The sequence below is a fragment of the Macrococcus carouselicus genome, from assembly GCF_004359515.1.
Classification (GTDB): domain Bacteria; phylum Bacillota; class Bacilli; order Staphylococcales; family Staphylococcaceae; genus Macrococcus; species Macrococcus carouselicus.
Genome location: NZ_SCWD01000009.1, coordinates 1 through 13,649, shown reverse-complemented (window position 1 = coordinate 13,649; position 13,649 = coordinate 1). Strand labels below are relative to the sequence as shown.

At 38.0% G+C, this 13,649-nt stretch carries 18 protein-coding genes; 3 read left to right on the top strand and 15 right to left on the bottom strand.

Going from position 1 to position 13,649, the window contains the following annotated elements; all coding sequences use genetic code 11:
- Positions 1-367 precede the first annotated feature (367 nt).
- The 3 genes from ERX40_RS10885 to ERX40_RS10875 are packed head-to-tail and all read right to left on the bottom strand — an operon-like array spanning position 368 to position 2,269.
- Positions 368-1,339: a hypothetical protein gene (locus tag ERX40_RS10885; protein WP_133418522.1), complete on the bottom strand. Its 972-nt coding sequence runs from the start codon at positions 1,337-1,339 to the stop codon at positions 368-370.
- Positions 1,336-1,773 carry a RusA family crossover junction endodeoxyribonuclease gene (locus tag ERX40_RS10880; RefSeq protein ID WP_133418521.1) on the bottom strand — a complete coding sequence of 146 codons (438 nt, stop codon included), beginning with the start codon at positions 1,771-1,773 and terminating at the stop codon, positions 1,336-1,338. The genes ERX40_RS10885 and ERX40_RS10880 overlap by 4 nt, the downstream gene beginning before the upstream one ends.
- Positions 1,774-1,780: 7 nt before the next feature.
- A complete protein-coding gene (locus ERX40_RS10875) occupies positions 1,781-2,269 on the bottom strand; it encodes a hypothetical protein (RefSeq protein ID WP_133418520.1) in 489 nt (162 codons plus the stop codon).
- A 932-nt stretch (positions 2,270-3,201) separates the two neighbouring features.
- Between ERX40_RS10875 and istA the strand changes: the two genes are divergently transcribed.
- Complete coding sequence (istA, locus tag ERX40_RS10870) at positions 3,202-4,455, top strand: IS21 family transposase (protein ID WP_424960732.1); 1,254 nt, start codon at positions 3,202-3,204, stop codon at positions 4,453-4,455.
- The gene (gene istB, locus ERX40_RS10865; protein ID WP_133418518.1) at positions 4,452-5,207 is read left to right on the top strand and encodes an IS21-like element helper ATPase IstB; all 756 of its coding nucleotides are present in this window, start codon (positions 4,452-4,454) and stop codon (positions 5,205-5,207) included. The genes istA and istB overlap by 4 nt, the downstream gene beginning before the upstream one ends.
- 436 nt (positions 5,208-5,643) lie before the next feature.
- Here istB and ERX40_RS10860 read toward each other — a convergent pair whose 3' ends face one another.
- From ERX40_RS10860 to ERX40_RS10810, 12 genes are all read right to left on the bottom strand, one after another.
- On the bottom strand, positions 5,644-6,108 hold the full coding sequence (locus ERX40_RS10860) for an AP2/ERF family transcription factor (protein ID WP_133418517.1): 465 nt from the start codon (positions 6,106-6,108) through the stop codon (positions 5,644-5,646).
- Positions 6,109-6,486: 378 nt separating this feature from the next.
- Entirely contained in the window at positions 6,487-6,687 is a 201-nt protein-coding gene (locus ERX40_RS10850; protein WP_133418515.1) for a hypothetical protein, read from the bottom strand.
- A 258-nt stretch (positions 6,688-6,945) separates the two neighbouring features.
- Positions 6,946-7,215: a helix-turn-helix domain-containing protein gene (locus tag ERX40_RS10845; RefSeq protein ID WP_133418514.1), complete on the bottom strand. Its 270-nt coding sequence runs from the start codon at positions 7,213-7,215 to the stop codon at positions 6,946-6,948.
- 219 nt (positions 7,216-7,434) lie between these two features.
- Positions 7,435-7,731 (bottom strand): hypothetical protein, encoded by a 297-nt coding sequence (locus ERX40_RS10840; RefSeq protein ID WP_133418513.1) that lies wholly within the window; start codon positions 7,729-7,731, stop codon positions 7,435-7,437.
- Positions 7,732-7,776: 45 nt separating this feature from the next.
- A complete protein-coding gene (locus ERX40_RS10835; RefSeq protein WP_243713056.1) occupies positions 7,777-7,953 on the bottom strand; it encodes a hypothetical protein in 177 nt (58 codons plus the stop codon).
- A 233-nt stretch (positions 7,954-8,186) separates the two neighbouring features.
- A complete protein-coding gene (locus ERX40_RS11360; protein ID WP_165980757.1) occupies positions 8,187-8,330 on the bottom strand; it encodes a hypothetical protein in 144 nt (47 codons plus the stop codon).
- 328 nt (positions 8,331-8,658) lie between these two features.
- Entirely contained in the window at positions 8,659-9,894 is a 1,236-nt protein-coding gene (locus ERX40_RS10830) for a hypothetical protein (RefSeq protein WP_133418511.1), read from the bottom strand.
- Between the two features lie 223 nt (positions 9,895-10,117).
- On the bottom strand, positions 10,118-10,282 hold the full coding sequence (locus tag ERX40_RS11355) for a hypothetical protein (protein ID WP_165980756.1): 165 nt from the start codon (positions 10,280-10,282) through the stop codon (positions 10,118-10,120).
- A 113-nt stretch (positions 10,283-10,395) separates the two neighbouring features.
- Positions 10,396-10,656: a hypothetical protein gene (locus tag ERX40_RS10825; RefSeq protein WP_133418510.1), complete on the bottom strand. Its 261-nt coding sequence runs from the start codon at positions 10,654-10,656 to the stop codon at positions 10,396-10,398.
- Between the two features lie 43 nt (positions 10,657-10,699).
- Positions 10,700-11,146, bottom strand: coding sequence for a hypothetical protein (locus ERX40_RS10820; RefSeq protein ID WP_133418509.1), 447 nt, complete (start codon positions 11,144-11,146; stop codon positions 10,700-10,702).
- 224 nt (positions 11,147-11,370) lie between these two features.
- Positions 11,371-11,826, bottom strand: a complete 456-nt coding sequence (locus tag ERX40_RS10815; RefSeq protein WP_133418508.1) for a JAB domain-containing protein — start codon at positions 11,824-11,826, stop codon at positions 11,371-11,373.
- A 504-nt stretch (positions 11,827-12,330) separates the two neighbouring features.
- Positions 12,331-12,690: a DUF3139 domain-containing protein gene (locus ERX40_RS10810; RefSeq protein WP_165980755.1), complete on the bottom strand. Its 360-nt coding sequence runs from the start codon at positions 12,688-12,690 to the stop codon at positions 12,331-12,333.
- Positions 12,691-13,020: 330 nt separating this feature from the next.
- Between ERX40_RS10810 and ERX40_RS10805 the strand changes: the two genes are divergently transcribed.
- The gene (locus ERX40_RS10805) at positions 13,021-13,611 is read left to right on the top strand and encodes a hypothetical protein (protein ID WP_133418506.1); all 591 of its coding nucleotides are present in this window, start codon (positions 13,021-13,023) and stop codon (positions 13,609-13,611) included.
- Positions 13,612-13,649: the final 38 nt, after the last annotated feature.

Below are 13,649 nucleotides of genomic sequence, written 5' to 3'. Positions count from 1 at the left end.
ATGGGTAAAAGAGACAAAAATAAGACCATAGGCGCCCAGCCTATGGGCTAATAGCCCATAGGCTGGGCGCCTATGGTCTTATTTTTGGGACTACCTCCCGTCATGGTTATTTTTTGTTCCCATATTTGGGTCTATTATATAAACTATTTTATTTTTGTCTTTTATAAGTTATTACATTTTTTATATGTCTTGATTTGTTTAGTGTTTTTATATAATTTACATTATTATTTGCTCTGTAATTCTTTTTATTTTTATATATTTAAAAAGTTATAAGGTTATATTTTCTTTATTTATTTATATTTTCCATTATTGGTGCTAAATTGTCTTATTTTTAGGCATAAAAAAAGACCGCCGAAGCGGTCAACCCTTATCTGTTAAGGTGTCCGTGGTAATTATAAGGCGTTCCGCCTAGCTGATGAAACCGCTCGTACATATATGTTTCTAAGAGATCATAAGCCTCGTTGATTCTTTTAAAGGCGTTATTCGTGCCTTTCATCTCTCTTTGTTCGAGCAACGCTCTTCTTGTGTATGCTAGTTCTCTAGCAAAGTTGACATTATAGTTATAGCTCTCAGACTTAGCGTTTTTACTCTGAAAATACTCTAAGCCCGAGCTCTTTATAGGTGTGAGTATTGATAGCAATGGTTGAGGATCTGGTCTCGCAACACGCTCTGCGCTTGATTCTGGCAACACGCTCTCTAACTTATCGGCAGCAGCATTCAATCCCGCTTCCAGCAAGTCATCTACGATATCACTGTACAGTATATAGACCTCATCGTCACTCTCACACATCTCTCTGTACTCTCTGAATGATGCTAGATACAATCTATCAGCTTTCTCAAGCTCCTCTAACAGCTCCTCTGCCGACTCTATGGGTAGAGGAGTAGATTGAGATTCTTGTAGCTCTATGAAGCTCTGAAGACCCTGTAAGGGTATGTTATAGCGATCTGATATCTCTTTACTCTTCTCTATCGCCTTTAGATTAATTCCTGAATGCCTTTTAAAGTCTCCCAGTACGTCTCTCAAAGCCCCAATGACCTTTTCTAAGTGTTCCGTCTCATCTTCCGTTTGGCGAGCCTCCTCAAGCCTTTCTATAGCTTCTCTCACAGCATAAACGACGTCATCATACAGAGCAGAAAAATCATCTTTTGATCTAACGTGTTCCTCAACTATTCTAATAGCTTCTTTCGATCCATTACGCAGCTTACGATACTCCGATCTATAAATGCTCATATACGCTTGTCTTTCATCAAGAACAGCAAGATATTCTACCATCAATGGTCGAGCCTCTTCCATCATCTTCTCAATCACGCGAAACTTATCTAAATTTGTACTCATCATTCAACCCCCCTTAATATAATTTCAGTACGTGGATTATCCATTGTCTGAAATTTAGCCATCTGAACCATAACAATGCGACTATCTGTTATCTTTAAATTGCGGTTGAATATGCCGTCAAGTATGGCTTTGAGTAGATTGTCGATATCTGGCGCAGTTGTTCTCATGATATTATTAATCTTTTTTTGACTCTTGGGGACTTGCAGGTAAAAGTAGACCTCTGCTCGAACTCCTAACTTGCTACTCATGACCTCGTAAAAGTCATCATTATAGGCATCTGCCTCAATGAGTAAGCTCTCAATTGCTTTAAGATACTCTGTATAATTTTCATGATAATAAGTGATAACAGATTTATTATTAGCATTATATTTAAATTGCGGTCGTGGAGTAGGCACAGGTTGCAGATTTACAACAAATCTCCATTCTTTCTTCTCCATAAAGCACCTACTTGTTAAAGCGTTCAAAACGCTGTTCTAGGTCTAACGTCTTCCCGCTTTCATCAATGCTTTGCTCTATGCTCACTTCTTTAGCATCATCCTCTGTCATATGATGCTCTACAGGCTTCATACCCATATCCTTTAAATGCTTATTAACTGTCTCTGACTGTTTAGCGAGTTCTTTCTCATGCTTTTCTTCAGGTGTATCTTTAGCTTCTGGCGGTGCTATTTGATATTCATTGAATAGATCAATGATGATATTTAACTCAGCAATCGTAAAAACTTGTGCAAGGGCATCAAAACTACCGTCTTCAGCTTGAATTTCTTTTAATTTATCAACCATTCGATAAATTGTGGACTTCCCTTTATTTAATTTTTCTTGAATAACTTTTCGATAAGTAATGTTAGCTGCCCCAACACTAATAAACCATTCTAAGATTAATTCACTTTTTGTCTTGGCTATGCTGATTCTCTTCTGTGTTTTAGTATTTGCCATGTCTATTCCTCCTAATATAAATTATAATTTTGTATACTGATGTACACGCAGAAACACCCTTGTACACTCTTGTACTTCTTTTTAATTATCATCATATTTATGCTTATATTAGTAATATTAGTTATTATAAAAACAGTTCTATAGCACTATTTATAATAATAAATTATATTTAATAATTTTAAAAATTCTTCGAATTTACTACTAAAAAAACTCTAATAAAAATCAATATATATTATAATTCCCAAAAATAGAACTAATAAATATATCTGAATACATTATATAATATTAGTCCCAAAAATGATACTATAATTATTTTATATTTAAATATGTATAATTATGTTTCTATTTATAATTATAATACTTTAAGAATTATATATTATATATAATACATATATTTTATTATTAAAAAACATACTTATTAATTTCTGTAAATGTTATTATTATAATTTTTTCTAAAGTACACTGATTTAAAATACAGCAGTTGATAGCAATCAGAACTCCACCTGGTAATATATCTATATTCCTTTTTAGTTACTTATATACTATAAATTTTTATTATTATTTATATTTTTAAAATATTATCACAATATTTCTATCATAATTATAAAATTATAATAGAATCATCATATTAATCTGTACATCATATTTAAAACAGATTTATATATGATTATTGTATTGTTACTATCATCATTGTTTTTTACTATATTTTCTAATAAGCATATAACCTCATCCCATGCTTTTTTTTGGTACTTTTCTTGCAAATACTCTCTCTACTTTTTGCAGCTATTGCTATAACATTATTCTTAGCATCTACCTGTTGTTAGTAACGGTGTTAAAATCCTCAATAATAACGTTTTAAAAATCCCCAAAATTAACGGATAATCTATATCAATTGATGTAGATTGGAAGTGATTTTGAAGATGACGTTATTAATGGAGGATTTTTTTATGATTAGGGAGTTAAGAAATAAAGGCTGGACAGTGACAGCCATTTCAAAGGAAACGGGATTTGATCGTAAGACGATATCCAGGTATCTAAACAATGGGGCTGCACCTACGGTGACCCAACGAAAATCAAAAGGAAGTAAACTTGACCCCTACAAGGGATATCTAGAGAAGAGAATCAGTGAAGGAACCACCAACTGTAATGTGCTCATCGAAGAAATCAGAGCACTTGGCTATGACGGAAAGACAACAATCCTCAGAGATTTTGTCAGACCTCTGAGAGCGAAAAAAGGTGCCCAGGGTACGGTCAGATATGAAACAGCACCAGGAAGACAGGCTCAAGTTGACTGGGCTGTCAATGTGGGAACATGCATCGTAGATGGCAGTAGACAGACAATCCACGCATTTATCATGGTAATGAGTTACTCCCGTAAAAGATACATTGAATTTACTGCCGATATGACACAGGAAACACTGATGAAGTGTCATATGAATGCATTCAGCTATTTCAACGGAGTGCCTGAACAGATTCTCTATGACAATATGAAGACTGTTGTCACCAGACATAGTGTCAAACAGATCAGATTCAACAAGAAGTTTGAGGATTTCCTTAATTATTATGAAGTGTGTCCCAAGGCCTGTAAACCATACAGAGCCCAGACTAAAGGTAAGGTTGAAAGAGCCGTCTCCTATTTAAGATCAAATTTTCTTCAGCGAAAAAATCTGTCTGATAATCTGGCAGAGCTGAATCAGGAAGTAATCGGCTGGCTGGACCGTGTGGTCCATATCAAAGTCAATCAGACCACTCAGAAGAGTCCCAATGAAATGTTTGAAGCTGAACACAAGGCACTTAGAAAATGGGGCGTCAGACCACTCTACCGTACGGAACCATGGGAACAAAGAACAGTCTCAAAGGACTGTTTCATCTCTTTCCGCGGCAGTCTTTACTCAGTTCCCCATCGATTCGTAGGTGCACAGCTTAAACTCAGATCCAGGGATGGGCTCCTTGAAGTTTTCGACGGCATTGAATGTGTCGCAGTGCACAAAGTAAACACCGGCCATAAGCTGATGATAATGGAAGATCATCATTACCAGGGACTCCCGGGAACAAAAAAAGAACAGTCTCACCATCGCTCCGCTGGTTTGCCGACCCTGGAGCTGGAAGAGACTATTCCTGTCCCGGAAGTAGAAAATCGTCCACTGTCTTCATATATCCAATATGAGGAGGAGTACAGTCGATGAATCAACAGCTGGAATACCGCCTTAAATCCCTCGGACTTGAATACACCGCTCTACACATTGATCATCTGGTGGAGGATGCTTCCAGAGATAATATATCATATTTAGATTTTCTAATAAATCTGGTTGATGAGGAATGGGAGCAGCGAGAAAAGCAGCTGCTTGAAAAACGTATTCATACAGCACGTTTTCCTTTCAGTAAAAGTATCAGTGATTTCGATTTTGAATTTCAACCAAGCGTCAATGAGAAACGAGTGAAGGAAACACTGACATGCCGGTTTATTGAAAATGGGGAGAACAGAATACTGCTCGGTCCGCCTGGAGTCGGAAAAACACATCTGGCGATCAGTTTTGGTATGGAGGCACTGATCAAAGGGTACACTGTCAAATTTATAACGGCTGACGAATTCGTCAATGAATGCCGTAAGGCATCAGCCAAGGAAACATTACATTATTTCATCAATCGAATGAGTAAGCCGGATATACTCATCGTTGATGAGCTGGGTTATTTCCCCTTCGACGAACTGACTGCCAATGTGTTCTTTCAGATTGTATCTAAACGATATGAACGTGGCGCCATGATACTCACGTCAAATAAATCCTATGTTGAATGGGGGAAAGTATTTGGCGATGATGTACTGGCAACAGCTATTCTTGATCGCCTGCTTCATCATTCAGTCACATTCAACATCAAGGGGGAATCTTTCAGAATGAAAGAGAAGAAACAGGCGGGTATTATCCCGGTTCAACTTTAGCAATAAATGAGGAATTTTATTCCGTTGTTTTTGAGGATTTTTAAGGCGTTATTGACACTGTCTTTTAATAGTTAAATATTTATCGCTATCACAATCATGACGAGCCATAATATTAATAAAATGATTCTTCAAAGATACGACAACTTCCAGATCATTATCATAGTCTGGTATATGTGATATACGATTATCATCATTATTTGATATTTTGTACATCCTTGTACACCTCCAACTATTTATAAGTGATGATTACTTTATTTAAAATACTTATCTATATGTCCATACATTACATATAGACATTATTGTAAACTTATACCTATTTGTCTACTTCTATAAATTGTATCTATTTGTCTACTCTTGTCTACTTTTTAAATATATATCATCTAAGTTTTTTCATGACTGATATTTCTGAAAAAAGGGAGTGCTATTCTACACATCCTCATTCAATATCATTCAAATAACCATTACCATCCCAAAACTCAACTACTGCATAATTATATACAAGTGCTGCTTGTTCCTCCGTTTCATATCTCCCTAGAAAAATACGCTTACCAGAAACTGATATCTCAGCTCTATATTTCTTTGAACCACGTGCATTCTTATCATAACTGACACCTTTACATTTACATTTAGCATTAGACTGAGGTTTCCGATAACGATATTTAAAGAGATCAATTCCAATATTACGACGTCTGAAGTCTAGTCCTTTTACTTTTTGATATGAACTTTCTATCCCGTTTATAAATCTAGGAAGAGAAACACGTTTAAAATTTATCATCGTCTGACACCTAATAGTATTGTGAGCATACGTTATATACCAATTATGCTGCTCTATCTTCTCCCAGTCTTCAGCATCTATAATAAGATAATTATCAATATTTTTTATATAAATTAAATTTTCCATTATATATCTCTAATTTGTATACTATTGTCTACTCTTGTACACCAATATACATGAATAACTGATAGCGCCGGAAATAAGTATATTTGTACATCCTTGTATACTCTTGTATACTCTTGTATACTCTTGTATACATTTGTCTCCTATTTAGACCGTTTCTTATTTATACTGGTTTCTCTCAGCCAAAATTTATAAAGTGTTTCAGTTGTAGAAAAAGGAAGCCTATCAATTGTAAACTTCCCTCTTCTCAAATCTGATATAGTTGATTGTCTAACACCCGTCTGCGTTTCGATCTGATAACCTGTCATAGTAGAATCCAATAATGCATGAATGACCTTTCTCATTTTATTCTCCTTTCAGAATAAGAATGACTAAGGTCATTCATGCACTCCATAGTACTTTTCCTACTGATGAATCTTCATTTAATTCATACGCTATAAATGTCTTTCCATAATTAAACTCTTCTTGAGCTTGTTCAATTGTCTTGCCCGCAAAGTTATAAGTAAAAATATCACCGTTCTTTCTTCTGAATACTATCATATAGACTTGTAATTTCGTCTTAGTATTTACTTTGTTATTCATTTATATATAACCCAAATTTTATAATGTTTGCTGCTTATGTATATAATATACTACGTATACCGTAGTATTGTAGAGTGTTTTGTCTACTCTTGTACACTCTTGTACACTTTTGTACACTCAACTAATAATTTATATAAATTAATTATATCTATGTAATTATAGATAGTTATCACAAATTAATTATATATAGATAAAAATATAGAATTAAATACCTTGTATTTAAACCAAAAAAAGAAGCGTATTGACCGCTTCTCATTGTCATTTGAGTGATTCTATCCTGAAGTTAATCATCTCCCTCATAAATATATCTGGGTTGGACTCGAGCAGCTGCAACAATCTTGCTGCTGATCCATTCGGTCTGTTTCTGCCATACTCCCAAGTCTCAATAGTCTTAACTGATACGCCTGTTAGCTGTGCAAACTTATTACGACCTAATTGCAGGTTCTTACGAATCCGCATAATGTCATCAGCTGAATACTCAGGTATATTCTTAAACTCGATGACATCACTCAAATTATATTTACGCATGAGTGACCTCCAATATTGATAATTAACTATAATTAATTATACTTAATTATTAAAAAATGTGAAAATATTTATGATTTTTCTTTTACTTATATGTCATCATATGATATTCTTTAATTGTCATTTGAGTTTCTCCCTCTAAATATAAAAGTATCAAAAAAAGAAAACAGTCCATTTCTGGATTGTTTTCTTTTTTTATTTCTGTATACGATTGATTTTGTTTTAGATATTAGTCTCTTCTTCTATTTCCTGCATCCTGCCAGCAATCATATTCATGTCCGCTTCGCTGACACCCCTCATGACAGCCTCCTTCAGATCGTCATAGGTTTGCTTGTATTTCTGGCTCTTGTCCCTTACAAAGAGCGTAAGAAGCCTGTGAGACGTCACTGCGTGTTTCTTCTGCTTATAACGATCGTATCTATATATGACCTCACCACGTCCAATCTCAAGCACTGTCATATACTCTCCGCTTCCACGTTCAATCATTCTATTGCCTACGTTTATGCTCAGTTTCTCCATACCCCGTCGCTCCCTTTCCGTTTGATATGCGTGTGTGTATGTCCCTTAATTCTCCAACGTCATCCTGTAGAGTGCCTCAGCGTTCTTCAGAGATAAATTATCTATGCTCCGCTTCCCGTTTCTCAAATTACCTATCGTTGACTGACTGATACCCGTCTCCTTGAAGATTGCGTAACCTGTGATACTTTCATCATCAAGCAGTCGCTTGATGCTCTCTCTCATTGCAGTGACCTGATTTTCCATTTTGCCCGCTCCTTTCCTGATATTGATATGAATTGATGGTCTGATGCTTAGGGACGACCTTGATTACTGTGTGAGCGTGAGATATAGATTGATGGCACTGAGCAGCAAGGCAATCAGTGAAAGCACACAAGCCGTGTAGATTAATGTTGTTTTACTCATCCTATCAACTCCCTTATAATTAAGAGGTAGGGGGAATCCTCTCCCCCTCCTAGTTACCTAAGTTGCTCTGCGATGAACCTCAGGACTTCCAGTATCACTGTTACGATTGTTGATATTATAGTGACCTTGATCGCCAGAAGTTCGAGGTCTTCTTTTTGTTTCTCTTTCTTCCGCTTGCCCCTAAGCATCTTGACCATTCCCTCACCTCCTTGATTCAAGTATACTACTATTATTAGTAGTATTAGTCAACTACAATTATATAATTTTTAGTTTTTTTTATGTTTTTCTCACAAAAAAAGGAGCACCGCTTCTTGAACGGCACTTTTTGAAACCCAAATTAGAATTATTTCTTTACAAACAATCCTGATTCAATTTGAAATAATTTTTAGGAGAATACACAGATTATAAAGAGAAATAGTTGATAATTTTTATAAATACCTTATAATTAATAACAGGTATAGGGAATGCTTTCTGCTATATCGAGCCTCGCGGATGAGATCTGGCGAGTTTTTTTTTTACCTAATTTTAAGTGTAATCAATTATTGCAGACAAAAACAGCTTCTCTTCAATCATATCTTTAAATGTAATCTCTTCTAATTCTTCTTCAAAAACTAAAGTTGCATATTTCCCAGGTGGAAAATCTTCACTAGATATTACTCCTATTTTGGTTAAATAACTTACTCTTGTTTCTGAGCATACCAGAGAACATAAAAAATCCACTACTTCCGACCCGCAGTGAGGAGGATTATTTTTACTTCCAACTTCTTCTTTTCTAATAAATCTGATTTCATCTAACACCTTAACTGCGGTCTTTTGTGAAAATCTATCTGTTCCAATCGCTAAGCATTCATGAAACGCCATCTTCAGATCATTTTTTGCCTCAAACTGTTTACCATCTGCATCAAAACGTAATTTTGTATAGACAGAGTCCGGTAAGTTCTCATCAAGGTAACTCACACCATCAACTTTACGAGATATCAAAAATTCAATTAGGATGTCTAAGTGCCTTTTCATTGTTACTCTTGGTTCAGCTTTTCTTAGATTTTTAGCAGGTAGAATATTAGCATTACTCGGAATATGTGGTGCTGTGTTTTTCCTATTAGCTAAATATGGTTTTTTTAAATTAATATAATCTGTATTTAAAATGACAAAACTTGCTTCCTCTAATATTTTTTTCAATTCCAAGAAAAAGCTATGTACGTTTCTAATATCAAACTGCTCTTGAGAGTTTAAGAAGAGTTCATATCCCGACATATCTTTCTCATCGACTTCCCACGCTTTTTTCGTATACCTATTAAAGAGTTCTTTACCTTTTTGATATTTTTCCGTCATAGCAATTTCAGAATCTTTAATGCGATGAAACTCATCTAAAAGCGATTTCTTTTCTTTTTCATTTAAAAGTTCGTCTCCATCCAAGAGAATTTCCAACTTTTCTAAATTGATTTGAGTATCAGAAGAAAATATAGCTGATTTTTGTACGAAAGCCAATTCTATATTCTTTACATGTTTACTCGATAAAAGTTTTTTGTACTCTGCAAAATGCAAACATGTATCATCTGGTATTTTAAATCTTTCTTTAAATTCGCACCATTCTTTTTCAAATTTATTACGATATTCCTGTGATTCGAAAGAAACACTTGTTAATGAGTAAAAATTATAGTCTTTATTTTTATTATCTTGATTTTGATAAAATTCCGTAGTAAAAAAATTTTTCTTACATTCATCTAAGTAAGTGTAAAATAAAATTTCATCTCTATGCATATATATCTCCTTAATTCTGTTGTCTTATTATATCTAATTGTATGCGTTGAACTATCACTTTTATGAGTTCTCAGGATTTTTATTTTTATATAGAGAGTATTTTTTCACAAAAAAAGGAGCACCGCTTCTTGAACGGCACTCAATGTAACGTCTATATCATGGGGTGTTTCTAGTATACCTTTCAGCTGTATGTTTAAACAAGTGATAGCAGGCTGCACTTCATTTATAAGACGTCAGGGGGTGGCGTAGGCGTCCATATAAGACGTTCCTCTGCCTCAGGATATCTCGAATCCCCGTTGTCCTCTGTGTTGTCCTGTCGCTTCACATCATCCATATAAATGATTTCAGGCTGTTCCTTATACTCATAACGATCATTTCTTTCTGTCATGCCGTCCAACTCCCTCCTGTTTTCTTAAAGTCCGCTTCTGAGCGTCTCTGAGAGCCATACAGAGACGCTAATGATTAAGTGGTGGGTTTCATATACTTTTGCCTTGAATGTCCTTAAACGTCTTCTGAGTGGCTCATATCATGTGCCTTACGTCTGTTTTCTGCTCGCTTCCGCTTCTGTTCCGTATATGCCTCTATCTCCTCTCTCAGATAGAGTGTACACCGCTGATTACGGTAGAATACAGGCACATAACCCAAGTTCACAGCATTCGAGAACGTCGTCTTTGTCTGCCCTGTAATCTCGACCGCTTCATCACGTCCGATGACATGCTCCTCCATATACGCTTTCAGTTCCTCTATGCTTGTGATGTTCAACTTTCATCAGTCCTCTTCATTCTCATTTTTGTTGCTATCGTCGTCATTCCTGAGGGGTTCCGTTCAGTCGCTTCGATATCCTGTCCTCAACTTCATGTCCGCCACGCCACTGTCTGCCTCTCTCAAGCTCCTCAAGAAGAAAAGGCTCATCGCAGCAGGGGCATATCGGTCTTGGCTTATGACGGAATGTGGACGTATTGATGATTTCCTCTATCCGCTTCAGTACACGGCGGGTCGGTTGGTAGTCCTCAAGCTGCTTCCTCTGCTCTTGAAGCCTGCTGATTTGTTCATAGTACTGGGAGCCGGTCGTCGCAATATCAAGCAGTGCCTTGAATGCTTCAACCTGAGCACCGCACTGCGAGCAGTAGACTCTGTACTGCTTCTCATCCACAATATACTGTGTCCTCTTACATCGGCAGACCTTTCCTACATTCTTCTCCAGTTTGATTGCTGTGAAGTCCACTATCTTATCCTGTAACTTGATATCCATTTCATCACCTCTATTCGATTATGAGGGGCTAGGCTTCCACTGTTTTCAGATGATGACCGCTTCAGATTCAGATGACTGCATGCTGATGATGAATGGCGGAGGTTGTCGAGTGCTGACGTGCGTGGATGTCCTTGAGCGGTCTTCTCAAGGGCAGAAACTGCACGTCAGCACTCGACAGACGGAGCCCGCCGAAAAAAGGCAGGGGATATTGCACCCCCTCGTTATTAGATGATACCGTTCTGCTTCATGCTCAGATGTTCCTCGTCCGTCACAATGATGGAGTCAAGAAGCTGTATGTTGAGCAGATGTCCCGCCGCTTCCAGTCGTTCACTCATCTCGACGTCTTCCTGCGAATTTTCCGCTGAGCCGCTCGGGTGGTTGTGGGCAAATATGAAGCCTGTGCAGCTGTTCAGTATCAGCGGCTTGAACACCTCACGTGGTTGAACCACCGTCGCATTGACCGAACCTACAGATACCTCAAAGCATACCGTGACCTCGTTCTTTGTGTTCATACCCATTACATAAGCAACCTCTCTGTCTCTGTGTCCTATCTCTTCCCTCAGGAATCCGACGGCTGCATCAGGACTGTTGACCTTGAAACGCTCCGTTCTTGTCTTTCTATAACTCTGTCTAATCTCATAAATCTTGTATACATAGTTTTCATCCTGCATGATTGTCATCTGAAATCTCCCTCTCTTTTTTGTTATGCGTGTGTGTGTCCCGCAGACTATTTACGGGCTTTGTGCCTAGCTCCTTTCTATATACCTATTGTATAACAGTATATACATACTGTCAATAAGATACACTCATATTTTTACCATTTTCTACTATTTTTACGAGGGTGGGAGCCTAAGCATGAAAGTGCGTGCAGGACAGTCAGGGGGCGGTTGAGCCTGCGAAACCTGACACCTGATGGACTGCCGCATCCTTTCATGTTGACGGCTGCACCCGTAGGAAAAATCGTTGAAAATGGTAAAACTGATAACCCCCTGAAGCGGTCTGTCCTCACTCATCGGGATTGAAGCGGGGGAGAGGGAACCGCAGGAGCAGAAGCGGGGCTGTCTGGTGCTCTTCCGCTTCCTGCAGGGCGGTAGGGAGGATGACGATAATACAAGTCCTGTCGTCACACAAATATAAAACACCCACCAGTCCTCATATGGACTGGTGGGTGTCAATCATCTATTTCACTCTACCGTGTATCTCGCTTTTGTTTTATCTACATTCCTTGAATCCTTGAAACCTGTGCTCGTCACTTCCGGATCATACCCCTTCTGGAAAATGACATCTTTCACGGTCGGATAAGGAACGAGCTGCATCCGATAGGTGATATCCTTTTCATCCTTAAAGGTGACTTCAACATAATGCTCACCGTATGATGACATGTACCGTGTCTTCTTATCCTGTACCTTTGTATCCCACTGTTTTTCATGCAACGTCTGATCTACAGTCTTCTCCACCAGTCTCTTCTGCATAAAATTCAACATACCGTAGGCTAAACCTCCTACCAGCAAGAGCATCACTAGCCAGATTATTATTTTTTTCATATAAACCCTCTTTTTTACAGATTTTATACTTTTATTTCCAATATTATTGTATATCATATACGTTCCGAGAACACCTATGCATCCTTATCTGTTGCAGAAACTGATCAAGGACACTAAAAAGATAACTACAATAGCCAGCTACTAATGTCTTCACAGTGATATCAAATTCAAAGCATCCGAACAATCGGATGCTTTTTTCGTCTTTAGACCTTGGTATGGAGAACTAAAGGTAGCGATGTCCTTGTCCATACGCCTGTGAGACTGTCATGCTGTTTACGGGACGGCAGACCCCTGCCATAATGACACTATCAAACGAAAGAGGTGAGCCTTATGAACAGCAAGCACACAGCACCACCACAGCAAGACGTCCAAGCCACTGAACCTGATGCCATACCCTCTAATGAGGTCAAGGAGACACCAGACGACAACACAGCAGCAGGAACTGAAGTAGCTGCGACAGAGAACAAGGAAGAAGCAGGCGCAGAAGAGGCTGCGGTAAATAAAGAGGCAGGCATGGCACAGCTGATATTCCCCCCGCTTCTCATGAATCTCATCGCATATTCTATCGTGGTCGGCATCCTGAAATTAGGGACGACCGTCTTCTCACTGACTGATCAGTTCCTTGTGTATCCCGTCTTCTTTGTGAACATCGCCCTCAGCTGCCTGCCACTCTATTTCTGGTATGCCCGCTTCCCCATCACTGACAACTGCCAGACACTCTGGACAAAGCTGATATTCAGGATCGCTCTGGTGACAGCGACTGCCCTCGGTATCTATATGTCCGTTCTTACTGTCACTCCGAGCTACTCAGTCATCATCCTTGGTATCAAGCTCTTTCTGTTCTTCATAGTTCCCAACCTCGGCATCTCACTCGCCCTCATCGACCACTTCGAGAAGATCCACAAACTGAAACCTGAGTAAAAAAGAAGAGGCAGGCGCTCATCCATGCGCCTCCCTCA